Source organism: Paenibacillus sp. 1182 (assembly GCF_017833915.1).
GTDB classification, from domain to species: Bacteria; Bacillota; Bacilli; order Paenibacillales; family Paenibacillaceae; genus Paenibacillus; species Paenibacillus polymyxa_D.
The window spans coordinates 61,307-84,358 of sequence record NZ_JAFICR010000002.1 but is presented as its reverse complement, the minus strand read 5'-3'; the positions used below and the strand labels follow the sequence as shown (position 1 = coordinate 84,358).

The 23,052-nt window shown below is 44.2% G+C and carries 24 protein-coding genes; 6 read left to right on the top strand and 18 right to left on the bottom strand.

Going from position 1 to position 23,052, the window contains the following annotated elements; genetic code table 11:
• Positions 1–66 precede the first annotated feature (66 nt).
• The 3 genes from celB to JOD82_RS03410 form a co-directional block, all read right to left on the bottom strand.
• A complete protein-coding gene (celB, locus tag JOD82_RS03420) occupies positions 67–1,395 on the bottom strand; it encodes a PTS cellobiose transporter subunit IIC (RefSeq protein ID WP_029518772.1) in 1,329 nt (442 codons plus the stop codon).
• Between the two features lie 84 nt (positions 1,396–1,479).
• Entirely contained in the window at positions 1,480–1,812 is a 333-nt protein-coding gene (locus JOD82_RS03415) for a PTS sugar transporter subunit IIA (RefSeq protein WP_013312602.1), read from the bottom strand.
• Positions 1,805–2,122, bottom strand: a complete 318-nt coding sequence (locus JOD82_RS03410) for a PTS sugar transporter subunit IIB (protein WP_029518773.1) — start codon at positions 2,120–2,122, stop codon at positions 1,805–1,807. Before JOD82_RS03410 ends, JOD82_RS03415 begins: the two co-directional genes overlap by 8 nt.
• A gap of 330 nt (positions 2,123–2,452) precedes the next feature.
• Between JOD82_RS03410 and JOD82_RS03405 the strand changes: the two genes are divergently transcribed.
• Complete coding sequence (locus tag JOD82_RS03405) at positions 2,453–3,568, top strand: WG repeat-containing protein (RefSeq protein ID WP_209947601.1); 1,116 nt, start codon at positions 2,453–2,455, stop codon at positions 3,566–3,568.
• Between the two features lie 73 nt (positions 3,569–3,641).
• On the opposite strand, the gene JOD82_RS03400 is transcribed toward JOD82_RS03405, so the two are convergent.
• Positions 3,642–4,079 (bottom strand): hypothetical protein, encoded by a 438-nt coding sequence (locus JOD82_RS03400; RefSeq protein ID WP_165145680.1) that lies wholly within the window; start codon positions 4,077–4,079, stop codon positions 3,642–3,644.
• A 327-nt stretch (positions 4,080–4,406) separates the two neighbouring features.
• Between JOD82_RS03400 and JOD82_RS03395 the strand changes: the two genes are divergently transcribed.
• Complete coding sequence (locus JOD82_RS03395; protein WP_209947599.1) at positions 4,407–5,792, top strand: transcriptional regulator; 1,386 nt, start codon at positions 4,407–4,409, stop codon at positions 5,790–5,792.
• 732 nt (positions 5,793–6,524) lie between these two features.
• On the opposite strand, the gene JOD82_RS03390 is transcribed toward JOD82_RS03395, so the two are convergent.
• On the bottom strand, positions 6,525–7,202 hold the full coding sequence (locus JOD82_RS03390; protein WP_209947597.1) for a cell surface protein: 678 nt from the start codon (positions 7,200–7,202) through the stop codon (positions 6,525–6,527).
• 17 nt (positions 7,203–7,219) lie between these two features.
• The gene (locus tag JOD82_RS03385) at positions 7,220–7,750 is read right to left on the bottom strand and encodes a matrixin family metalloprotease (RefSeq protein WP_209947595.1); all 531 of its coding nucleotides are present in this window, start codon (positions 7,748–7,750) and stop codon (positions 7,220–7,222) included.
• An 810-nt stretch (positions 7,751–8,560) separates the two neighbouring features.
• Between JOD82_RS03385 and JOD82_RS03380 the strand changes: the two genes are divergently transcribed.
• Complete coding sequence (locus tag JOD82_RS03380; protein WP_209947593.1) at positions 8,561–8,740, top strand: aspartyl-phosphate phosphatase Spo0E family protein; 180 nt, start codon at positions 8,561–8,563, stop codon at positions 8,738–8,740.
• Between the two features lie 84 nt (positions 8,741–8,824).
• Here the strand turns inward: JOD82_RS03380 and JOD82_RS03375 are convergent, their stop codons facing one another.
• The 4 genes from JOD82_RS03375 to JOD82_RS03360 form a co-directional block, all read right to left on the bottom strand.
• Positions 8,825–9,073, bottom strand: coding sequence for an AbrB/MazE/SpoVT family DNA-binding domain-containing protein (locus JOD82_RS03375; RefSeq protein WP_209947591.1), 249 nt, complete (start codon positions 9,071–9,073; stop codon positions 8,825–8,827).
• Between the two features lie 268 nt (positions 9,074–9,341).
• Entirely contained in the window at positions 9,342–9,500 is a 159-nt protein-coding gene (locus JOD82_RS03370) for a hypothetical protein (protein ID WP_176715748.1), read from the bottom strand.
• Between the two features lie 9 nt (positions 9,501–9,509).
• Entirely contained in the window at positions 9,510–10,076 is a 567-nt protein-coding gene (locus JOD82_RS03365) for a hypothetical protein (protein WP_029518788.1), read from the bottom strand.
• A gap of 13 nt (positions 10,077–10,089) precedes the next feature.
• A complete protein-coding gene (locus JOD82_RS03360) occupies positions 10,090–11,601 on the bottom strand; it encodes a DUF4153 domain-containing protein (RefSeq protein ID WP_029518789.1) in 1,512 nt (503 codons plus the stop codon).
• 147 nt (positions 11,602–11,748) lie between these two features.
• On the opposite strand from JOD82_RS03360, the gene JOD82_RS03355 reads away from it, so the two are divergent.
• On the top strand, positions 11,749–13,485 hold the full coding sequence (locus JOD82_RS03355) for an ABC transporter substrate-binding protein (protein WP_069012260.1): 1,737 nt from the start codon (positions 11,749–11,751) through the stop codon (positions 13,483–13,485).
• A 209-nt stretch (positions 13,486–13,694) separates the two neighbouring features.
• On the opposite strand, the gene JOD82_RS03350 is transcribed toward JOD82_RS03355, so the two are convergent.
• Complete coding sequence (locus JOD82_RS03350) at positions 13,695–15,095, bottom strand: transcriptional regulator (RefSeq protein ID WP_069012261.1); 1,401 nt, start codon at positions 15,093–15,095, stop codon at positions 13,695–13,697.
• Between the two features lie 213 nt (positions 15,096–15,308).
• On the opposite strand from JOD82_RS03350, the gene JOD82_RS03345 reads away from it, so the two are divergent.
• On the top strand, positions 15,309–15,554 hold the full coding sequence (locus JOD82_RS03345) for a DUF6953 family protein (protein WP_069012262.1): 246 nt from the start codon (positions 15,309–15,311) through the stop codon (positions 15,552–15,554).
• A 42-nt stretch (positions 15,555–15,596) separates the two neighbouring features.
• Here JOD82_RS03345 and JOD82_RS03340 read toward each other — a convergent pair whose 3' ends face one another.
• The gene (locus JOD82_RS03340; protein WP_176715751.1) at positions 15,597–16,562 is read right to left on the bottom strand and encodes a helix-turn-helix transcriptional regulator; all 966 of its coding nucleotides are present in this window, start codon (positions 16,560–16,562) and stop codon (positions 15,597–15,599) included.
• 106 nt (positions 16,563–16,668) lie between these two features.
• On the opposite strand from JOD82_RS03340, the gene JOD82_RS03335 reads away from it, so the two are divergent.
• Positions 16,669–17,616 (top strand): Gfo/Idh/MocA family protein, encoded by a 948-nt coding sequence (locus JOD82_RS03335; RefSeq protein ID WP_209947589.1) that lies wholly within the window; start codon positions 16,669–16,671, stop codon positions 17,614–17,616.
• 42 nt (positions 17,617–17,658) lie between these two features.
• Here the strand turns inward: JOD82_RS03335 and JOD82_RS03330 are convergent, their stop codons facing one another.
• The 6 genes from JOD82_RS03330 to JOD82_RS03305 all read right to left on the bottom strand — a co-directional run bounded on the left by JOD82_RS03330 (position 17,659) and on the right by JOD82_RS03305 (position 23,049).
• On the bottom strand, positions 17,659–18,675 hold the full coding sequence (locus JOD82_RS03330; RefSeq protein ID WP_209947588.1) for an asparaginase: 1,017 nt from the start codon (positions 18,673–18,675) through the stop codon (positions 17,659–17,661).
• Positions 18,676–18,904: 229 nt separating this feature from the next.
• Positions 18,905–19,672: an amino acid ABC transporter ATP-binding protein gene (locus tag JOD82_RS03325; protein WP_029518797.1), complete on the bottom strand. Its 768-nt coding sequence runs from the start codon at positions 19,670–19,672 to the stop codon at positions 18,905–18,907.
• A 4-nt stretch (positions 19,673–19,676) separates the two neighbouring features.
• Positions 19,677–20,393, bottom strand: a complete 717-nt coding sequence (locus JOD82_RS03320; protein WP_013312615.1) for an amino acid ABC transporter permease — start codon at positions 20,391–20,393, stop codon at positions 19,677–19,679.
• Between the two features lie 30 nt (positions 20,394–20,423).
• Positions 20,424–21,233, bottom strand: a complete 810-nt coding sequence (locus JOD82_RS03315; RefSeq protein ID WP_209947586.1) for a transporter substrate-binding domain-containing protein — start codon at positions 21,231–21,233, stop codon at positions 20,424–20,426.
• 143 nt (positions 21,234–21,376) lie between these two features.
• Positions 21,377–22,186: a nickel import ATP-binding protein NikE gene (gene nikE / locus JOD82_RS03310; protein ID WP_209947584.1), complete on the bottom strand. Its 810-nt coding sequence runs from the start codon at positions 22,184–22,186 to the stop codon at positions 21,377–21,379.
• Positions 22,187–22,224: 38 nt separating this feature from the next.
• On the bottom strand, positions 22,225–23,049 hold the full coding sequence (locus JOD82_RS03305; RefSeq protein WP_209947582.1) for an ABC transporter ATP-binding protein: 825 nt from the start codon (positions 23,047–23,049) through the stop codon (positions 22,225–22,227).
• Positions 23,050–23,052 lie beyond the last annotated feature (3 nt).

Below are 23,052 nucleotides of genomic sequence, written 5' to 3'. Positions count from 1 at the left end.
ATGATTCACAGCTCTACTCCTCTCTCTTTTGCATGAATAAGCTGCTAATCCAGCAGCTTATTCACATTACATTCCAACAGTTTGATCCTTACCTGCAATGGCTGCTTGGTTAAGCTCCTCTTCCTGCTCTTTACGAACGTTCATCCGATCAATAAATTTCAGGAATGGGAACCAAATGACAAAAACGACAGCCATATTAAACAACTGCAGTACGCCTCCCATTAGAGATCCCGTAGCCATCATTCCACTAAAGAACAACGGCATCGTCCAAGGGACCTGTATTCCGTTAGGCGGTGGTACAAGCCCGGTGGACATCGCGAAGTAAGTAATCAGCGTAACGATCATTGGAGCAATGACCCATGGGACAAAAATAAGCGGATTCATCACAATCGGCAAACCGAAAATGACGGGTTCATTGACATTGAACAGACCTGGTCCAATGGCCAACTTACTGACCTGCTTCAATTGCTTGCTCTTCAGGAAGATCAGAATCGTGAGCACGACTGCCAGTGTCATACCTGTACCACCGATACCTACGGTATAAATATCCACAAACTGCTTGGTGATAATATGCGGCAGTTCCGCTCCTTTGGAGTATGCTTCATAGTTTTCAAGTGCCAGCGTATTCCAGATCGGCTCCATAACCGAGTTGATAATGATTTGACCATGAAGACCAAAGAACCATAAAAGCTGAACAAAGAAAATAGCAATCAATGTAGGGATAATGCCACTGCCCAAATGTACCAGCGGTGCCTGTACGGCATGATAAATCAGATCATGCAGGTTATTATGAAGGGTCAGTGTAACTACAACATTAATGATCAAAAATATGCCCAATGTAATACATGCCGGAAGCAAAGCGGCAAATGACTTGGCAACTGCCGGCGGAACGCCTGGAGGCATTTTGATAATAATGTTCCGCTGTGTCACTCTTCGGTAAATTTCACCAGCTATAAAAGCAACGATCATGCCAAGGAACATGCCTTTGGCCCCAATCCGATCCAACGGAATGACACCAGCAATCGTGGCACCGCTTTCTTGTGTCAGCACAAACGGGGTGAGCATCAAGAAGCTGACCAACGCGATCATGCCGCCGAATATGGGCTCGACCTTATAACTTCGGGATAAATAATAGCCGATCCCGACAACCACGAATAAGGTCATGATGTTCAGGGTCGCACTCGGCGCAATGTTCAGCAGACTGTTAAAAGTCGCATAATTACCGTCGCCCATCCAACCTTTTAGAAACGGCAGATTGATAATAACGACAATGATGGAGCCAAAAACTGTTAATGGAAATGACAGCATAAATGCATCACGCAGTACAGTAAGATAGCGGTTGTTGTTCAGTTTACCGGCAATAGGTATCAGTATCCGGCTTAATTTCTCAAACAAAGCCTATTCCTCCCCGCGAAGTGACTTGCATCAATAGGGTTGCAAGCTTTTCATGTCCTCAATTTCACATACTTATATGTTTCGTTATAAATTTCTGGATTTGAACAGCTCCAGCAATTCTAGAACCAGGTCTTTCATGGTAACCGTGGACATCAGATGATCCTCGGCATGCATCAGAAGGAGCGAGAAGGGAGTTTGGGTACCTCCCGCTTCCTTCTTAACCATTTGAAAATGGATATCATGTGCAGCACGTAAATCCTGCTTGGCTTGTTTGAGCAGTTCGTCCGCACCTTCTACATTCTCATTTCGGTATTCGGTCAGCGCCTGAATTACTTTACTGCGAGCGCTTCCACTATGAAGAATAAGTTGGAAACTAATCTGTTCTTCCGTCAGTTCAGCTATATTGACTTTATCCATTTTTGCGTTCCACCAGCTTCACGGCCTGTTCATAGGCTTTCTTACCGTCAACCATTCCGTAGGCCATCATGTCGATCACTTCTACGTGAATACCATATGGAGCTGCTTCCTTTTCCAGTTGTCCTTTCAGAAAACTCATTTGTGGTCCAATCAATACCGCGTCAGCCTTAGCCATGTCTTCTGCCGCCTGATCTTGACCTACTGCCCAAATTTCAGCCTCGTCCCCAATGGACTTAGCATATTCCTGCATCTTAGTAACCAGCAAACTTGTAGACATACCTGAGCTGCACGCCAGTAAAATTTTTTTCATGATTATTCCTTCCCTTCAAGGTATTATTGGATGTTAAGTACTAGAAAACGTTTACAGCGTAATTATAAATCCAGTCTTTTGATTTGTCTATACATTTAGGTTATATGTATAGACTTTTTTTAAAATGACACGACTTCTCCACTTTTTTTCTTAAAAATGAACGTGATCTCTTATCTTTAATCTCTCAGTAATAGCTGAAAATTAGAAAAATTTAGAATATCAAGAAACATTCCTACATTTTTATCGTCTATATTATGGAAGACCTTACGTATGAGGGTAAGATTTTCCGAAGCCCAAAGTTAAAAAATCAACTCACAAAGGAGCTTATGCATGTTAAAAAAGTTAGGATTAGCTGCATTGATTCTGGTTACTAGCCTCTCCGTTATTGGAACAGGCTGGGCCGCATCCAGCACAACAACCATTGAAGTTTCTAAAACTGCTCTGGATTACAACATTGCTCGCCCGCTGAGCGATGGTGCTTTTCATGATGGCTTATTGGCCGCTGAAACATCCGCTGGAAACCTTGTGTATTACAATACCAAAGGAGCAAAAGCTTTCTCACTTCCCGCCGAGCTTAAACCCGTTGGCGATTTTCATGAGCAGCGAGCCGTCGCCAAAAATACAAAAACCAATCTCTATGGGTACATGAACACCAAAGGAACACTAGTCATCCCTTGCCAATATACCGAAGCCAATTTCTTTTCGGAAGGAAAAGCCAAGGTCACCATAGCAGACACCAAAGAAAATGCAATTATAGATCGAACGGGAAAAATCCTTTCTCATTTTAAAGAAAATGTGGATTCAGAATATATATTTACGGACGGTCTGGCTCTTGCCTACGCCCCCAACACTGGCAAGATCGGTTTTGTGAATGCCTCTGGTCAACTAGCGATTCCTTATAAATACAAATACAGTCGTGGTTTCTCGGATGGCTTGGCTATTGTTCAAAATAGCAAAGAGCTCTACGGGTATATCAATACAGCAGGGAAAGAAGTCATTCCTCTTCAATATAAATCTGGCGGAGACTTCTCGGAGGGATTGGCCCCGGTGCAAAATACCAAGGGGAAATGGGGATTCATCAATAAACAGGGGAAAGTCGTGATTCCCTTTAAATTTACGGATGCTCAGAATTTTAGTGAAGGCCTGGCGAGTGTGAAAAATGCAAAAAACGAAATCGGATTTATTGATAAAAACGGAACGCTGGTCATTAAATATCAACTTAAATATGATGTTACCTCTCCGTTCAAAGAAGGCTTTGCTTTAGTCGGTAAACAAACACAATCATCCGTCTCAGACGGCAAATTTGGCTACATCAATCGTCAAGGGCAACTGCTGACTAAACTTGAGTACAGAGCGGAATCCTCCTCCTTCTCCAATGGCTATGCTGTTGCTTTTATCAAGCCAGGCAAAGCTTTCATTGTATCTAAACATTCCGTTTCAAAATAAAAAAGACGACCCCGGAAACAGATCGAGTGGATCTGCTTCCGGGGTCATTAAATTTCCAATATATCGAATATAATTAGTCGTGTGTGTAGAATTTCACTCCAGGCAGATCTGCTGCCACCCACGAATAGTTAATGGTGTTACTGTTATAATTCTTGGTCCCCGCCTGAGCAACCTGTACTTCTTTCAAAATCGTAATCGATGAACCCTTCGGTCTGACAACGACTACATGACCATGTCCATCCTCTTTTTTGATCCCGATCGTAGGATACCCGAGATTAGCTCTTTTTTGAGCATCCTGAAAGGTTACAGAGTACCAGCCCGGCGCTTTTTTATTCAGTAAAGCATCAGCCATTTGATTGGCTAAGCCGCTTGGCAAGGGTGCTGACATCGCAGACATCACGTCTTGAGCGAAAATATTACATTTCGTTCCACCTACTGGCGAATACTTCTTGTTCGTTTCTACCTTAAAACCGTCAATTACAGATGCGTAAGTACTTGCACTTCTAGCCATTGAAATTCCCCCTGAATATAAGTTGTAGAGGAAATGAACGGAGTCGCTTGAACATCTGAATGGCTCCACATTCAATTGATGTTGGCCTCCATTCCCTCTCAACTATTAGGGTGATTTCCGGCTTACTTTAACAACGCAATACGCAAGGAAATAATCCTAATTCACAAAAAAGTAATTAGTAGAAAAGTATATATAATACATCCATAAGATGGTATAATATCTCCCAGAATGGATTTATATTTTAGCATCGGATTGTCCCAATAAATATCCTTATAGATCGCTATCTAACGGAATACATAAAATGTTACGTTAAAGGGGTTGTTACACTTGGAACCTACAACCACGATACGCGCAGAATTGGAAAACTTCATGAAACAGAACGAGTTAAACATTACTCAATTCGGTCTGGTGGCAGGTATAAACCCGGGTACAGTAAGCGGGATCGTCACAGGCAACCGTACACTTTCCGTTCAACAATTAGATCGTATTACAGCCACGTTGGGTCACCCCAAAGGACATTTTTACAAGAATTATATTGAGGAATTTTTGAGTGCAACAACCCCTAACATACGTAGAGTCAGGCCCCTTTTCTATCATTGTGCAGAATTGAACATGTTGGACTGCATTGAGCAGGTCGTTAACCTGCTCATGGAAAAGCTGGCATACGGCGATGCCCTGTTTACCATAGCTGAGGACTTTTTCCAACAAGGAAAGTTTGCAGCGTCCATCAGTCTTTATGAGAGCGTAGCCGTTGGTGAGAAAAAGCAGCACTCCGAGCGACTAGCCCTTTGTCAGTACCGCATTTTTATGGCAAAGCAAGGAGACGATCAACAGAAAAACCATCAGGCTGCTACTCAGTTTGAACCTTTCATCGAACGTCTGGATGACATAGATCAATTGGATGCCTTAAGAGATTTAGCCAACACATACCGTTCATTGCGATTATTTAACAAACTAGAGGAACTGATACCTGTATTGGAGAGTAAGGCCGAAATTCAATATTCATTGAATGAGAAACGCGAAACAAGAAAAAAATCCAAAATGCCGTTATTCTTCTATCGCGCCCTTCCGCATTTACTACGTGCTTGTGTTAGTGAAGCGACTGGGGATTATAAGCAGGCATTACAACATACTTACGCTTATAGCGATTTAAGTTGGGTGAGGGAGAAGGATAAGGAAACTCAATATTGGATAAACCGATTTAAAGAATGGGCACAAGCTAATACTTATGTAAATAAGCTGTTATCTGGAGATATAAGTATACTTCCTGAATATGTAGCGTATATTGAATCTAAAAAAGATGAATTGCTTCCTGCTTTATTAAATATAATAGAAGCAGCCAATCGATTTGATATTAATGTGGATCATATATTACAGAAATTCAAAATTGAGATCAAAACATTAGCTGAACAGCATAAAGATGAACGTGTGTATACTAAACAATTTATTTCAGAACGTTTTGCTCGTTATCTAAATGAATTAGCTGATTACTATTTACGTAAAGGTATGTATAGCGTGGGTTTAGACTTTGTTTTAAGTAGTCTAGAAAAATCTTCTAAGCTGAAAAGTAAAGAATGTATAATTAGGTGCGTAGGAGTATTTGAACGTTTTAGAAAGCATGCATCTTCTGAAACTATAGCAACCTACCAAAATCTGATTGATGAGGTGTATAAAGATGAAAAAAAAACTAGGAATAATTCTTCTAGCAACTAGCTTTGTGTGGGGATTGTTCATCCCAATACATCCCCAAGAAAAATTACCTACCCAACAGCTTATGGAACAACATGGTGGCTAATTAATTTTAAGACCATTCTTGTAAGTAGATCTATTTTATTGCGGATGGATTTATATAAGCATACAAAAATCCTTTATAATGTAAGCCCGGCTTTTTGAGCTGGGTTTTTTATATAGGATTTATAACCTACTCTTTTCAGAAAAATAATGGTGAATAGTAATGCTAGTAAGCGGGCCATAATTGAGAACTACACGCCAATTTTATATTGCATCTTCAAAGAATAACATAAAGCGTCTTAACTAAGAGATTGGATTTCCAATGAAGGCGTCCTAAATGATTCATTTTAGCTTTTTCATTTGAGCTAATCTTTTGTTTTTATTGAAGAGGATCTTTTATGGTAACAAATGAACTGCTTCGAGAAACGGGGCTTCCCTCTTCAATCCTTGGGCGCTTTCTATCGAGAATATCTATATAAGCCTGATCGACTTACAGTTAAATTGCCCTCTAGTTCTCCTGTAGAATTGTTGCCTTCGTTACTTTTGAAGGTGGTTCAAGGCGGGTAGCTGAATTAGGTTTTTAGATTAAAGCAGTCTAAATCCCCTATATTTGAGGTTTAGACTGCTTTACAAAAATCTATATCACAAATTGGTATTCAGAGTTTCGCATCATCCGATTGAAGTCCCTCCGGAAATTTATGCAGAATGCTCATATTAAGAAGCTTCATACTTGGAAGTAAATCTTTTTCGATCTTTATCAATTTCGTTTTTATACGCATCCTGATACTTTTTATACTCATCTGTTTTGGTTAGTTCATTAGCAATGCTCTCTTCACTAAGTTTCTGGATACTGTTTTTCGAAAAGAAATCTGTTTTTACTTCTATATTAGAATTTGGCCCTGATACTAACAACGAACCATCGGGCTGAGTCGCAGCAGTAAATACGTATGCCTTCCCTTTTTGTGGGAGAAAGTCATCTTCATATAAAAGATATGTGCTCTTATCTTCACTCAATCCCCCGGACTTTTGAAGAGGAATGGAAACATCTTTCTTTAGATTACCTTTTATATTATCAAGCACTTTAATGGAATAATTCGTATAGGGACTTTTCAATTCTTTTGGCCCATCTTCCGTTTCTTTCGTTACAGGAAATTTATAATCAGTTCCAGTCATTTCTTCTACAAATCCTACAAATACATAATCTGCAAAACCTACAACCTCTTTAGGGTTATCTACATTTATATCAAATGAAGCATGTAAATAACTGGTTGGAACCTCGCCAGCCTTCGTTATATTCTTGTCTACATTACTATTGGAGCAACCGGAAGCCAGCATGGAAATCATTGCGAAAAGAGACAAGAAAATAAAACTTTTCTTCATGTTAATTATCATTGATTGTACCTCCTTAATTAGTATTTTTTATAAGCGAGATCGTATGAAGCTTTATCATTAGCGCTGAGCGTTGTTATAGACGTAACATACATATACATTACATCACTACTTGTATTATGACCCAATCCAAGAGCATGACCAAGCTCATGAGTAGCAACATTTTGCTTTTGATTAGAGCTATAGGTATTCATTCGATATTCATTGAATTTCAATGTACCCGCTGAAGAAGTTACACCGGCAGTTGTACTGACTTCGTAATAATCGGATAATGTAACATCTTCAATAGTTGATACATAGTCTGGCCTAATAATACCAAACTTATAATTTTCCCAAGAATTTACTCCTGCATTAAATGAATTTTGATAAGCTGTACTTCCTCCCCATTCTAGGTGCTTAGTAGAATCAACTAAATCCCACGACAATAAGGATGTGGTAGCAGCAGATGCTTGCAAAGAAAAAAACAATGAACTGTGTAATGATAAAATAGTAAGTGCAGCAATTGTAACAATTTTTTTAGTCGTAACTTTGCGAATATTCCCCTTCTTCATTCTATATCCTCCCTAAATTTTAATATAATCTACTTTTTTCACAAAATGATTTTATAGATTAAATTTGAACTATATATTTCTTAAAACGTTGAGGTTTATAGTTAGCCCCATACCTCTAATTTTCCATACATGAACACCTCCTTTTATGGTGTGCTCCCATTAAGATGCATGAGGTTTGCACACAGCCCTTTGAGTCCCTCTATTCATTAGACACTCATTGTTGTAGTTCTAAGGTGAGCGGAGAGGATTAAGTCGCCCCTTATCCCAAACTATAGCAGTAACACCTCTTTATGTCATTTACTATAAAACTATGAAAATACCAAAATATATGACATGTTTATGTACCTTGTTTTATGCTCTATTATCCGTCTGAACGTATGCAGGTAATTCCATCCAAGCTTGATGCAACAAGCCTTTTATAATAATTTGAGTTTAAAAGAGTAGTCGTACTTTGGGTTATAATCAGTAATCTTTAAAAATATTAATTCAAAAAAATCTGAATGTTCCTTTAGTGATTGATGGGATTGGTAGCCCAAATCATCGGTTCCAACTAGGTATTTCCATGATCAAATAGGATAAAACCTCCCGTATATTCAACTCTTGGGTTAAACATTACCCATTCGGTCTGGTAGCAGACATAAATCCAGGCACGGTAAGCGGGATCGTCACGGGCAACCGTACAATTAGATCGTCTTACAGCTCCTAAAGCTGGTTTTTAATTTTTAGAAAAGATATTCCTCATGTACTTTCACTTTTCCCATAAATACACATGGCATCCTAAAATAAGTATCACCTAAGGAGGGGTGTATGATGGGAAGTGAAGAAACTTTGCAACAACGATTGGAGAAAAATCGACAGCGGCTCTATGATTTGCAAGCGAAATATGGACTAGAGCATATCTATGTACTCCGTCAATCTATGGTCTTGGACGAACTGATTAATCAATACAATCGGATATACTATGCAAAATTAAAAAAGCCGATTGCTTGAAGGCAATCGACCGGGCGAGAAACTTGTGGTGGGTCACTCGCCCTTTTATTGTAACATACATGCCAAATAATCCGATTGCCAGCTTTATCGTTTATTTTTCAATTCATTCATACAAGAGATACAGATCCAAGCATTTTTAAAATATGTAAGATGTTGAGGTTCGCCACATAAGGTACAAACTTTCCCCGTGCATTGTCGCATGATCAAACCACTCTCCGTCATCCAAAACTCCATCGCTGTATGCTTGCCAATCCCCAGACGCTTTCTTATATCCACGGGGATGACAATCCGACCTAAGCTATCCAAGTCCCTGACCATTCCTACGCGATCCAAAAAACAACCTCCTTATTTCAAAAATATCAGTAGCTCAAAAATAGGCATAAATGCTTGAAATAAGGAAATATTTATCATCACATGGAAAGAACCGGAAAAAACCGTGTTCAACATGGAGAAAATATACAGCGCCTTGCCGGGGGAAACTTCCCAGCAAAGCGCACAGTTACGCGCTAAAGGAGAATCATAGGTACGTTCATGCTTTTTGCCTTAATAAGCGAGACTCCCTCCCGAATATCCAACGATACGAGCGGGCAGAAGAAAAAGCCTAATCATCACTTAACTGAAGGCTTTCTTCACTGATTACGGTTGGAACGATAAGCTCAGGAGTAGTCGTAGGCTTAGCTTGTGTTAAATAGTCTGCTGCCCCCACCATCAGAGCGATGCCGATAAATAGCACGATCCAATTACGATTCTTTTTTATCATCTGTACCTCTCATTCTTCACTTCGCCCGTTCAGCCACTTGAACCAATGGAGCAGATGACTGAATCGGTATTCATGCTGCAAAGCATACGTCCATACTTCAGGCTCTTCACCGGGTTCCTTCCAGACGAGCATGGAAAAGTGACCCTCTTCCTCGCTTGCAACCGACAGCAGCGAAAGACGATCATCCCCGAATCGGTATGGAGCCGATTCCACCCAGTAATTCCGCATATCGCTGATCCAGCTGCGAAACTGCTCTGTACCTGCGATCCGCAGCACCTCATCCGGCAGGAGCAGGTGCTCGTCGATGTCCTTCCAATCCCCCGCATATCGGTACCGCGCTGCCAGCATCGGACTGAGCGGTCGGGTTTTACCCGGGGCCAACGTAGGCATATAGGCGACGGGAACGACCGGACCGATACTCTGGATAGCATAAGACCGAGCTTCCTCCTCACTCATTCCGTAGGACATCGCCTCCGCAAGAAAATGGTTTCGTCTTACACCAAATTGATGCTGATACTGTGACATCTCATCCTGTAGCTCCAATACCATACCCTCCACTGTATCTGTTCCGATCATTCCCAAACACCTCTCATTCCAAAATATAGTTGTGCAATTCTCGTTGCGCTCGATACTTTGCCCAATTGAATTCAGACCAAGCCGATTCTTCTCTCGTCATGCTCGTCAAACGGGCTTGTAAAAACTCATCCAGCGCTCCATGTTCCTTACGGCTAAAGTCAATCAGCAGCGGAATCGCGTCCGCCGATAGCTCACTCAAATATTCCTTATCTATCACCGATGTCGTGCGATACCGTTCGAGATTATTTTCAGCAATCCGTATATCAATGCCCACATAGTTCACGACGACATAGGCGACCAGAGCGAGTACAATATAATATTTCGCCAACGGCAGTTGACGGAAATGAATGCGCATTGCTGCAATAAGCAGTAGCAAGCCCAGAAAAATCATAAACGCGTGTACCAAATAGCGGGTGTACGTATAGCCGTATGCTTCTTCGTACATAACCAGCCGGGTATATCCCGAATACAGCATCACACCCGAACAACCCACGAGTATGTACAGCAGGCCGCTGTTCATTTTTTGCACTATACCTGAGCCAAATTCAGTCCACTTCAATACACTGATCATCAGCACAAAGTTGATACCTGTTACCATAACCAGCTCCCCGAATCCTCTTCTCGCATATTCGGCATACGAGGTTCCTTCGGGCAGAGCACCTTCCCATGCACCAAACAAATATCCGAACTGCAACACGACGAACACAACATACACCAAATTCATGACAATCAGCACCGTAGCGGTAATTACAGGATCAAACTTGATCGCAACCGGCTCGTGGTAAGGTACTGTTGATGACTGAGTTTCTCTCTGCGTATTACGCGGAGCAGGCTGTACAAATCCCCACAAGTAACAGAAGAAACAGAAGGTGAAAAAGCAGATCCAGATCAGCCGCGGCAAACCACTCCCAAAGGTCAATGTGCCAATCCATTCGGGTATGCCAGATAACAACTTTTCGAACATCCCGTCTGCCGAAGCCAGCAGAGATATAATAATGAGTAGCAACGGCAAGGCAATAAGTAGACCGATTATCACTTTACCCAATACACGCTTACGCTCATCCTTTACATTCCGAAAGGCTGCCGTCTTAAACATTCGAAACGGAGTCACGATATGGCGAAAATTTTGATAAAACCAATGGCTTAGCGCCTGACCGATAATACCGGGTTCTGACCAGCCATGCCTTTTCTCCCCGAACAGCAGCACCATATGTACGCTAATCAGAGCAGGTATCGCCAGCGCATTTAACACATATAGGATCGGATTATTGAACAGCACGTATGTCAATGCCAGCATGAAAATGATCACAAACAGCAAACGCCCTATCCATGATTTGAGCTGGAAACGATCTCGATTAAAGGCATACATATAGGCGTAAAACCCAATAACAAAAATGGGCATAGACACGCCCAGCCCATGTCCGAAGAACAGATATTGATGAACCAGCGCCAACACAATTGCGCCAGCAAAGGCAGACAGAAACGACGTTTTCGGCAAAGACGTTCCATTCATCTTGTCATGCATGATAAATACCTCCGCAAATATGCTTTATAACCCTTATTGTAGATGATAAAATAAGAAGATAAAGAGAAATTAATTCAAACAAAATTTCCTATTTTATAAAAGTGGCTACGCTTTTAATCAAATATAGGGGAAACGGAGCAACCTTGAATGAAACTCCATGCCCAATTTTTACGACTTCACTCACACGCAGCTGACGACAAGGACGAAAACCATACTATAGAGACGACGCTGGATGAGCTAGCAGCTATTTTTGACTGTACTCACCGCAACGCCTTGATGATCATTCAGAAAATGGAGCAGCATGACTGGATACAATGGACTCCCCGCCGAGGCAGAGGCCGCCGCTCCAGTCTGCGCTTCCTTATTCAGCCGGAAGACATTGCCGTGCAATCCATGATGCAAGCCATAGACCGCCATGATATCAAACGCGCGCTGGATGAGATCCGAGTTCATTCGCGCTCCTCCACCATGCAAGAGCATTTGCAAGGCTGGCTGCTAAATTATTTTGGGCACCACGCGGAGGTGCGCAGTGATCAGCAGCAGATCGACACGCTGCGTCTGCCTATTCGCCAGCAACTTTATACGCTGGACCCGTTGTACTTGAACTGGCTTGCCGAGTCCTTCGTATCCAGCCACGTCTTTGATGGCCTGGCCCGTCGGGCGAACGAAAGCGGCGAGATTTTGCCGGGATTGGCGCACGCTTGGGAGGTGGACACCACTCGTACACAGTGGACTTTTTTCCTGCGTAAAGAAGTGCTGTTTCATAACGGAAAAATACTCACCGCTGAAGACGTCGTCTATACCTTTGAGCGACTGAGTCGGGCCCCGGGAAGGAGACTTTACCATTTTATCGTCCGGCAAATTCAGCACGTCCAGGCGTTAAGTCCGACGATGGTACGTTTCGTACTAAAGGAGCCAAACGAGCTATTTCTATCCTTCCTGTGTACCAGCCGGGCTGCGATTGTGCCGCGTGAGCTTAATCAGGTGGGTGAAGCCGCCTTTGGCATCCACCCTGTCGGTACAGGGGCATTCAAAGTCACGGAAATGAACGAGAGCCTGTGTACACTGGAGGCTTTCGCACCTTATTTTCAAGGCCGAGCTCATCTGGACCGAGTGGAAATTGTCCAACTCCCGTGGGCGACTAAGCTGGAATCGCCGGATACGGAAGACACCGCTTCTTCTTTTCACATTATCCATAATCCCGTATCGGCGGGAGATACGGATACCGCATGGAGCCAGATTCACTCAGCGGCTTCGGTACGCAAATTTATCACATGTAATACACACAAGGATGGACCGCTGCGTAACCCAGAAATACGTGCCCGCATTGTAGCATGTCTGGATCATCGCTCCCTTCCTCCAGCAGTAAATTCATCTAACGATTCTTTTGAACCACTGGCGGCACTGCAAATTGCTACCATTCCCGAGTATAAAGCGGACGCAGACCGGGTTGCGGCTCAGCTCGAATCCTGTGGGTATACCTGTAACATCGTGGCCGCATCTATGAATGAATTCAAAAGCTCATCTATCCGTATGGAGTCAGACTTAATCATCTTTTCTCTCTTTCGTGACCGTGATGAGCAATTACGCCTGTTTGACTTGTATCTGAATGTATCCGGACATGTTGAGCCTCATAGCCGTGTGGATATCGAAAGACTGCTGCGTGAAATTGCACGGGAGGCCGATCACACTGTTAGGGCGCAGCAATTTGAACATATCGAAACTCGGCTCATGGATGAGCACCAGCTGCATATTTTATATGAAAAACCCGTTCAGACGGCCTATCTCCCTTCTGTGCGCGGCGTATCTTTTAACAGTCAGGGCTGGGTGGATCTGCGTCATGTCTGGTTTCCACCTGCTGTACCTCCATCATCCAAGCCTTGAGCCAAGCGGTCCATTCAAGCGCATCGGATGACCAAAAAAAGGTATCCTCTTTTCACAAGAGGATACCTTTTGGGTTACGACAATCCAGACCTTTTCAAGTAGATGGTTCAAGGGATGAAAGCGCCCATCCCCCCAACCCATGACTGTGGACATCGCTAGGATCTTCCATAGGAGGGGTAACGGGTGGAAAATTCAACAGGATAAAAACATTAAATGCGAGCAGAGAAAAAACGATCTTTTTTATCATGGATGTACTCTACCTCTCCAAGTAAGTTTTTATATTCCTCTTTGTCCTGAGAAGTGGCAGTATGCCGATACTTTTCAAATAATCCTACACATTTGATGGTGACAGGATTACCATTCAGCACGACGGAATAAGAAAGGCTCTCAAGCAAGAATTTCATACCTTTGGTATAACGGTGTTTGTTGAGATCATAACAAGCCATCTCTGCCAAAAATCGTGCATAGAGATCTGCTGACATTTGCTCCGTATAAGTGCCTACCTTAACATGCTGATCTGCAAATGCCTCAATTTGTTTTTCAAAACGTTGCAGTACATGGTCTACATTAAAATCATAACGGTTGGCCGCTACCATAATTTTATGTAACCCCACGAGAATTTCGCCTTCGTTTTTTTCCAAATAATCTACATACTGTGGAATCACATCCAGACTGCCGGACATCAACTGGTATAAATACCCGTTGGCCTCAGCCCAGTTGCTACAAAGGGCCTTCAAACGCCGAGCTTCTTCCGTATCCTCTTGCACCCAGCTCAAATCAGAGTATAGGGATACAAATTCCAGTGCCTTCTGATAATCCCCGCGCTCATCCCACACCCCGGCACGCAGCACGTAAGAATATACAATATACATAAACAAAGGACCCTTAGGTTCCTTGCCACGCTCCGGTCTTCTGGTATTTCCGTATTTTTGCTCGTATTGTACCTTGGCTTTTTGAGCCATTTTTTCAGCATACCATTCTACTTTATCCCAACGCCGCAAGGAGGCATAGGTATTAGCCAAGTCTCTTAAGGCATCCAGTTGGTCTGCTTCACCCAGTCGGTCCACAAAGCTTTCGAAATGTGTGGCTGCCCATAAATTTTCGTCCTGGTCATCACCAACGGCAATCGTAAATAAACGGTATTGGCAGAGCGCCAGACGCTCTGAATGTTGGTACTTCTCACTTTCCGAAACATTTTTATAAATAATTGCAGCAGCCTCGAGCTTACCTTCGCTGAATAATTCTTCTGCTGTCTCAAACAAAGCTGGGGCGTATATGAGATAGTCCATCATAAACTCCACGACTTGCTTAATACAATCCAGTTTGTTCAGCTCTGCACAGCGATGCAAAAAGGGACGAACCCGTCGCCAATTCGGTGCCGTATTCCGTATAAATTCATCAATGTATAACTCATAGAGGCTCCCTTCTTCAAGCCCCATGCCTGCACCAATCCTATCCAACAGCAGCATCGCAATCGGACGATTACCGTTAATAATGGCACTGATCGTTCCTGCATTAATACCTGTGTTCTCCCCAAACTTACTAATCGTAATTCCTTCTCGTCTGATGTACTGTTCCAGCTCTGCGCGAATTGTGGTTGTTTCCTTCAAACCAGGCACCCCCAGGGATTACTTGCATGATTACAATACAAAAAAAGAAAATTCCCGTGAATATTCCCTTAATTATACAAAAGAAAGCTCGCTTAGCCAACCGCTCCAGTAAATTTATATCAAAAAATTCAATAATTCTCCGAATTGCCGTATACTACGGGGAGGTGAGCCGAGCAGCTACACCCAATCGGTACGCAGGAAAGGATACGACAAATGGACAACACCCCTACAGCAGAACAAGAAATTGCACAATGGATGGTCGCGCAGATCCGTGAAGTGGGCACCCTGAAACAAGAAGATGCAATTGCATATGTACGCTCTGAGTATGGAGAGCAGTATGTGTTTATAAGCGAGCATGGTCATGTATCTCTGGAAAAAGAAATCAAAAAAGCATTTCGCAAGCTTCATGGTGGCAGAATCGCCTGGGATCGTGACGGATTTCTCTGGGCCTGGACTTAACAAGCAAAAGCATCTGCCCTAGGCAGGTGTTTTTTTAATGATTTATCCATATATCCTCTGGAGTCGGTTAATTTCTTCCTTCACAAACTGTCGGAGTATTACAGGCTCCACAACTTCAACCCTGCCAATCCAATCCATAGCATCGCGGCAGGCCGCTTCATAACTATACATGTTGACCGTTAGAATGAAATGAGTGCCTTCCTGTACAGACTGGATGATTTCCATCCTTTTCGCTATGATTTCCGCTTGCTTCTTATTCGTTCGGATCAGAACGGGATAGTATTCTTTCTCTGCACAAAGCTGCTTAAACGCGGTTTCTTGTCTCATCCAATGATGCTCCAGCGAAAAATCCTCCGGAACCTCAAAGACTTCCGCAGACGGCTGAACCTCCTTGATTCGCTCACACTTAAAGGTCCGAACCTCCCGCCCAACTTCACAGAAGGCAATGAGGTACCAATCTCCTTTTTTCACCACAAGTCCGTAGGGATGCACATGACGGGAAGAACAGATTCCGTCAGCTTTTTCATATTGAATGTTTATTTTATGGGACCCCCACACCGCAGCTCTTACGGACTCAAGACAAGGAATGGCTATACGTTCCGTCCACCACGGCGTATCATCAAAATAAAACCGCGCTTTGGCTTTCTTAATATCGGACTGATACGAGTCTGGCATCGTCTGTTCCAGTTTGAGCAGAGCATTCTTTAACTTCAAACCCGATTCCGTGGGCCCGCCTGTATAAATGCCCATCCCTGTTAAATACAACTGAATGACATCCCCGCCATTCAACTGTTTCAGGTTCGCCGTATAACCCTCCATTAAATAAATTCCGCCCTTCGGGCCGGAAGCGGTAACAATCGGAACGCCGGCTTCAGCCAGGAGGTCGATATCCCTGTAGATGGAGCGTACAGAGGTTTCCAGTGCCAACGCCAATTCCTTGGCTTTCATTCTCCCTCTAGATTCGATACATAATAAAATCGCGATTAAACGATGCAGTCTCACAATCATTCCTCCACAATAGATGGTTAACCCGAATTGAAAAGATAATGCAACGATTGTTGACACCCTGTTGGCAGTAATAGGTGTGTATCATAGAAGTAAAGGGGTGTAATGGATGATGAATATTGGAATATTGGGGACGGGATTCGGCGCGTATCATGCCTCACTGTTAAACAACCATCCCAAAGTAAACAGAATCACGGTATTTGGAAGGAACGAAACCAAGCTACAAAAGCTGAAAGAGGAGCTAAACGTAGAAGTCACACAAAATATAGAGGATATTCTGCTGGACCCAGACGTGGATATCGTCGATCTATGCCTGCCCTCCCAGCTGCATAGGTCCTATGCCGTGGATGCGCTGAAGCACGGTAAGCATGTATTTTGTGAAACACCGGTTTGCTTTGATCTCGAAGACGCTCTTCTTATGCAACAAGCTGAGAAGCAATATGGCAAAAAGATTCTGGTCAACCAGTTCATTAAGTTTGATCCCGCCTATACCTATCTGTATGAGGCATACCGCCAACAGAAATACGGGAAGCTCATCTCCTTATCTTTGAAAAGAGAAACGCCTCCTCTGTGGGGGGATCTTGGACTAAGCTCCATTCCTACTCAGTTCATGATTCATGAACTGGATTTATTGACCTGGCTATTAGGCCCCTGTGATCCTTGTACAGTCTGGGGTACAGAAGTTACTCATCCTGAACAAGCACAGATTCGGGCTTACTTTCAGCATCGGGATACTTTCACAGAAGTCATCGCCTCATCCCACTTGCCGGGAAGCTACCCATTCACAGTGGCCTATGAGGCTTATTTTGAAAAGGCCAAGCTGGTATTTCATGAAAGCGACGAAAACGATCTTATACCTACCGCATTATATGAGTATACCGTATCAGGACAGCAAGAAATCAACCTCGAATCTGCCAATCCATATGAAAAAAGCTTGGATCATGCACTTGAATGCTTTGGTGGACATCCGGAAAGCCTGATTCCACTGGAATCGGCTGTACAAGCGCTGAAAGTAGCTATTGAGATTAAAAGCAGACTGGGGCAAGCCCAGCGTTAACCCGGTATTTTTGCAAAATCCTCATCTACGGAAATCAGCTTCCTATAAGGAAGCTGTATCCGCAGGCAAGGAAACTTCGTCCGCGTAGTTCGTTGCCATAATCTTGGCTACCCCTGCCGGATCGGTCGTCTGCCCCAACGCCCACATCATTTTCGTCACCAGCGCTTCCGTTGTCATGTCATACCCCGGAATAACACCCTTCTCCAGTACCTTTTGCCCCACCTCGTAAATCGTCAAATCCCCGCCCTCATAAGGACATTGAGTAGTCACGACAATACTCATACCGTCCTTCATCAATTCCTCGATTTTGCTGATTAGGCTCCTTTCTTTAAACGGGACGCCACCCATACCAAAGCCCTCAATGACGATACCTTTATAGCCCAAGCCCTGAATGGCATCGAAAATCGCCGGATTCGTACCCGGAATCAGCCTGAGCAGAAATACCTCCGAAGCATACCCGTCGTTGTATGGGTGACGAGCGGTACCGCGATTTGCAAATACGCCCTCCGTATAGATCACCTTACCGTTCTCCACGAGTCCGATATACGGATAGTTAATACTCTCAAAAGCATTATAGCTGCGTGTTCTGATCTTCGAACTGCGGCTACCGTTGATAATTTTGCCGTTAAACACGACAAAAACCCCGGCCACCTCGCCACATGCGGTCAGGAATGAGTCGATTACATTTTTTTTGGAATCGCTGTGCTCCGCCAAAATAGAAACCTGCGAACCTGTCACGACGACGGGTTTGTCTACAGTTCCCAACATGAAGCTCAAGGCTGAAGCCGTATAAGCCATTGTATCCGTGCCGTGTGCAATGACAATACCGTCGTATTGGTCGAGCGAACGATGTACCATCCGGGCGATGGAAGCCCAATCCTCAGGTTGTGTATTTGTGCTATCAATGCTCATCAGATTATGGGCATCAATCTCGCAAATCTCCTTCAGCTCCGGAATTTCCGCCAAAATATTTTCAGCCGATTGGGTCGGTGTCAGGCCGTTTTCCTGATAGGAGGAAGAAATGGTCCCTCCGGTATTAATGAACAAAACCTTTTTCATATCCAATGTTCCTTCCCGATTACATCTTCACTGTATTGTTCTTAGAATTTATCATGAATAAGTGTGATAAGCTACTTTGCAATGGAAAAGAATGGAGATATGAGGGGCCAAAAAAGCACGACAAACAAGCGCGGGCTTTCCTTCCTCCTGCGACTTGTCTAACGTGCCTTTTACATAGGTACAATAAGTCTACAGCGCTGCACACACCTATAAGCCATCCACGTACTTCTTATGGGGATACAGGCTGCTCCTGTGGCGCTCTCTGTACCAACGCTTTGCCCAGAAACTGCCGTGTCCGTTCTTCCTTCGGATTGGTGAAAAACTGCTCCACGGGTCCCTGCTCCACGATCACACCATGCTCCATCAGCACAACCCGATCCGCTACATCTCTCGCAAAACCAAGCTCATGCGTGACAATAATCATCGTATTGCCTTCACTCGCCACCTTTTGAATCACGGACAGCACTTCATCTACCAGTTCAGGATCAAGTGAAGATGTCGGTTCATCGAACAACAACACCTGCGGATTTAGTGCCAAAGCACGGGCAATCGCAACTCGCTGCTGCTGTCCACCCGAAAGCTGGGCAGGATAATAAGTCATACGATCCTTTAACCCGACCTTTTCCAGAATGCCTTCACTGATCTCCCTCGCCTGCTTACGATCCAGCTTTTTCACACTGGTCAGACCAATCATCACATTATGGAGTGCATTCAAATTTTTAAACAACTGATATTGCTGAAATACCATGGCCGTTGCCATCCGTAGTCCGAGAATATCCTTTTTTCCCGCCTTGGCCGCGTCTACCTTTACACCGTCAATTTCAATGACACCACTGGTCGGCTGTTCCAAAAAATTAATGCTGCGCAGCAGCGTGGACTTCCCCGATCCGCTTGGGCCCAGGATCACTACGACTTCTCCCTTGCCCACCGTCAGGTCTATACCCTTCAACACGTGATGCTGTCCAAAATGCTTATGAATTTGATGAAGTTGAATCATACCCTTACTCACTTCTTTCGTAAATTCGAATACGCTTCTCCAGCACGACAAGCCCGCGCTCAATAATAATACATACCAACCAGTAAATCAGAGACACCGCAACATATACCTCAAAAAAGGCCAGCGCCCGCGCGCCCATAATTTTAGCCTGTCCCATCATATCGACGACACCGATCATAAAAATAAAAGACGTATCCTTCACCGTACTAATCAGCGTGTTTCCCAAATTGGGTAAAGCCACCGTTAGCGCTTGTGGCAGTACAATTTTGAGCATAATCTGTGTTTGGCTCATACCAATGGAATTGGCAGCCTCAAATTGTCCCCGGTCGACGGAATGAATCGCCGCCCGGAACGTCTCCGACAAATATCCCCCGAGGTTCAATGAAAATGAGAGCAACGCAAACAGCTCGGGCGGAATGACATAGACATTGAATTGCTGTAAGAATCCATATTCGCTCTGGAAATAATACAGAAACTTGGGTATTCCGTAATATACGAGAAACAGCTGCACAATGAGCGGTGTTCCCCGAATGTACGAGACATACAACGTAGACAATGGCGCCAAGACAGGCACCTTGTATATCCGGATTAAAGCCGTAGCTAACCCGATGATCCCACCCAGCAGCATGGACACAAACGCAATCCATAAGGTCACGGGGAGATACTCGACGATCTGGGGAAGGCTTTTCAACATATAATCAAGATCAAACAGCTTTTCCATAGGAACCCCACTTTACCCTTTACATTGTTATTACTGAGGAATAAATTCTCCACCTGTCCACTGTTCAGACAATTTTTTCAGTGTTCCGTCCGTTTTCAGCTCTTTAATGATCGGGTCGATTTTAGCTTTCAGCTCTTCGCCCTGCTTATCCTTTTTAAACACCAGGTTGATGTTATCACTTTGCACCGGCTCGCCCACAGCTTCCACCTGCAAACCTTCCTTCTTGATCGTTGCCGCCGCCATAACCGGATCATTCACATAAGCGTCCACTCGGCCATTTTGCACGTCTTGAAGGTTATCGGACGAAGTGCCTGTATCATTGTATTTCAAAATAATTTTATTCCCGTTCTTCGCATTATACTGTTCCAGCAACTGTGTGTAGGAGTCGCCTACCGAGGCTGCTACCTTCTTGCCTTCCAAATCCTTGAGGGAATGAATATCCATTCTACCCTTTTTCACAATAATAACCGACTGAGCCGAGAAATAAGACTCATCCGAGAACAAATACTTCTTCTCACGTTCAGGATTTTTGGCAACTTCATCTGCGATCATCTGAACTTTATTCGAATCCAGTGCAAGGAATATCGCATCCCAGCCCGAAGGTACAAATTCAATCTTATAGCCGTCCAGCTTCTTGTCGATCTCCTTGACTACTTCCACATCGTATCCAGTCAGCTCGTTTTTATCATTCGTAAAGGCAAACGGTGGGTAGTCATTTTGTGTGCCTACATAGATCACCTTGTCCCCCGATGCCACATCCTTCGAGGAACATCCACTCAAAGCACCCGTTAATAACACAAGAGATAGGCCAATCGCTGCTACCAAAGCAGATTTCTTCATATTATGACATCCCCTTTTTAATATCCAAGTAATTTACTATGATTTTATATTATAACGGGTTATTCAAATAATACAACAAGTAAATTTCATATTGATTATTTAGCTATATGTTGCACAAAAAAAGGACCCTTGCGGGTCCACTGTTATCCATGAAGCGGAAAACGTTCTGCTGGATGCTCTGGCAAAATGGACGAGATCAACCGTCGTACAGCGGGATGAGCAGAGTCCAAAATCTGATCCTTCTCATCACAGCGCTCGATCAATCTCCCGTGCTCCATCACAGCAATGCCATCGCAGACGGCGTATGCCGCCCGAATATCATGCGTGATGAACAGATATGACAATCCAAACGAAGATTTCAGTTCTCCCAGCAGGGTTAAAATGTGCATCTGGTGAGCCATATCCAGACTGCTGACGGACTCATCCAGCACGATCAGCTTTGGTTTAAGCGCAATCGCCCGTGCAATGTTGATCCGCTGCAATTGTCCGCCACTGAACTGATGCGGATATTTAATCCGATCCTCTGGCTTGAGGCCAACCCGTTCCAGTAGGCTTTCGACTGTTCTTTTTTGTTCCTGCGCCGATAACCGTTCGTAATTGTCCAAAGGCTCCCCAATAATCTGCCCAGCGGTCATTCGGGGGTTTACAGCAGAGTGGCAGTCCTGAAATACGACTTGCATATCCCGTCGCAGTCCCCTGAGGACCTGGGGACTCGCATTATAAATGTCCTGTCCCTGGAACAGAACCTGACCCTCCTGCGGCTTCTCCAGCCCTAGAATAATCTTGCCCAGCGTGCTTTTACCAGCTCCACTGGTTCCAAGTAAGCCCAGGCAAAATCCACTCTCTATAGTAAGCGAAACGTTAGCCAACACAGGGGGACGTGGTTCAGAGCGGCCCTGCCATTTGCGCCTTCCATAGCTATGGGTTACTTCCTTCACTTGTAGCATGCGCATTCGCTCCCCTTTTGAAAGTGTGACCGTCGAACAGGCGACTAACCACCTACCTGATTCATGCCCCGAAGGGACAACTTGGGTCTGACATGCAGCAGCATTTTCGTATATTCATCCTGCGGGTGATTGAACAACTGATGGACCTCAGCCTGCTCAACAATACGACCCTGCTGCATGACAGCCACTTCATCCGCCAATTGGGAAATGACGCCCAGATCATGCGAGATCAGCAAAATGGACGTATTGTATTCCGTACGCAAGCGATCCAGCTCTCTTAGCACCTGTAGCTGATTGACCACATCAAGCGCCGTCGTTGGTTCATCGGCAATAACCACTGCTGGCCGCAGGCACATGGAAATGGCGATCATGACTCGTTGCAGCATCCCGCCACTCAACTGAAACGAATAACGCTTCATCAGCTTGGCTGGATCGGGCAAATTCATATTCTCCAGAGCCGTTATGGCAAGATCACGGGCCTGTCGTTTAGTTAATCCGGTGTGCGTGCGGACCGTTTCCATAAACTGAGCTCCGATCGTATACACTGGCGTAAAGGCGCTCATCGGATTTTGCATAATAAACGCGATTTCCTTGCCCCGAATACGGCGCATCTCCTCAGCCGCCATTCCGTTAAGCTCACGCCCGTTCAGACGGACACTTCCTTCCACGTCCATCGTCTGGCGATCCAGTAATTGGAGCAACGCTTTACAAGTCACCGTTTTGCCGCTTCCACTCTCGCCGACAAGACCCAGAACTTGTCCCCTTCTCAGCTCAAAATGAGTTGGCTCCAGCAGAGACACCGTCCCTGCATCGGTTCTGAGCTTCACCTGTAAGTCGCTGACCTCCAGCACCTTCGCCCTGTCGTCCATCGT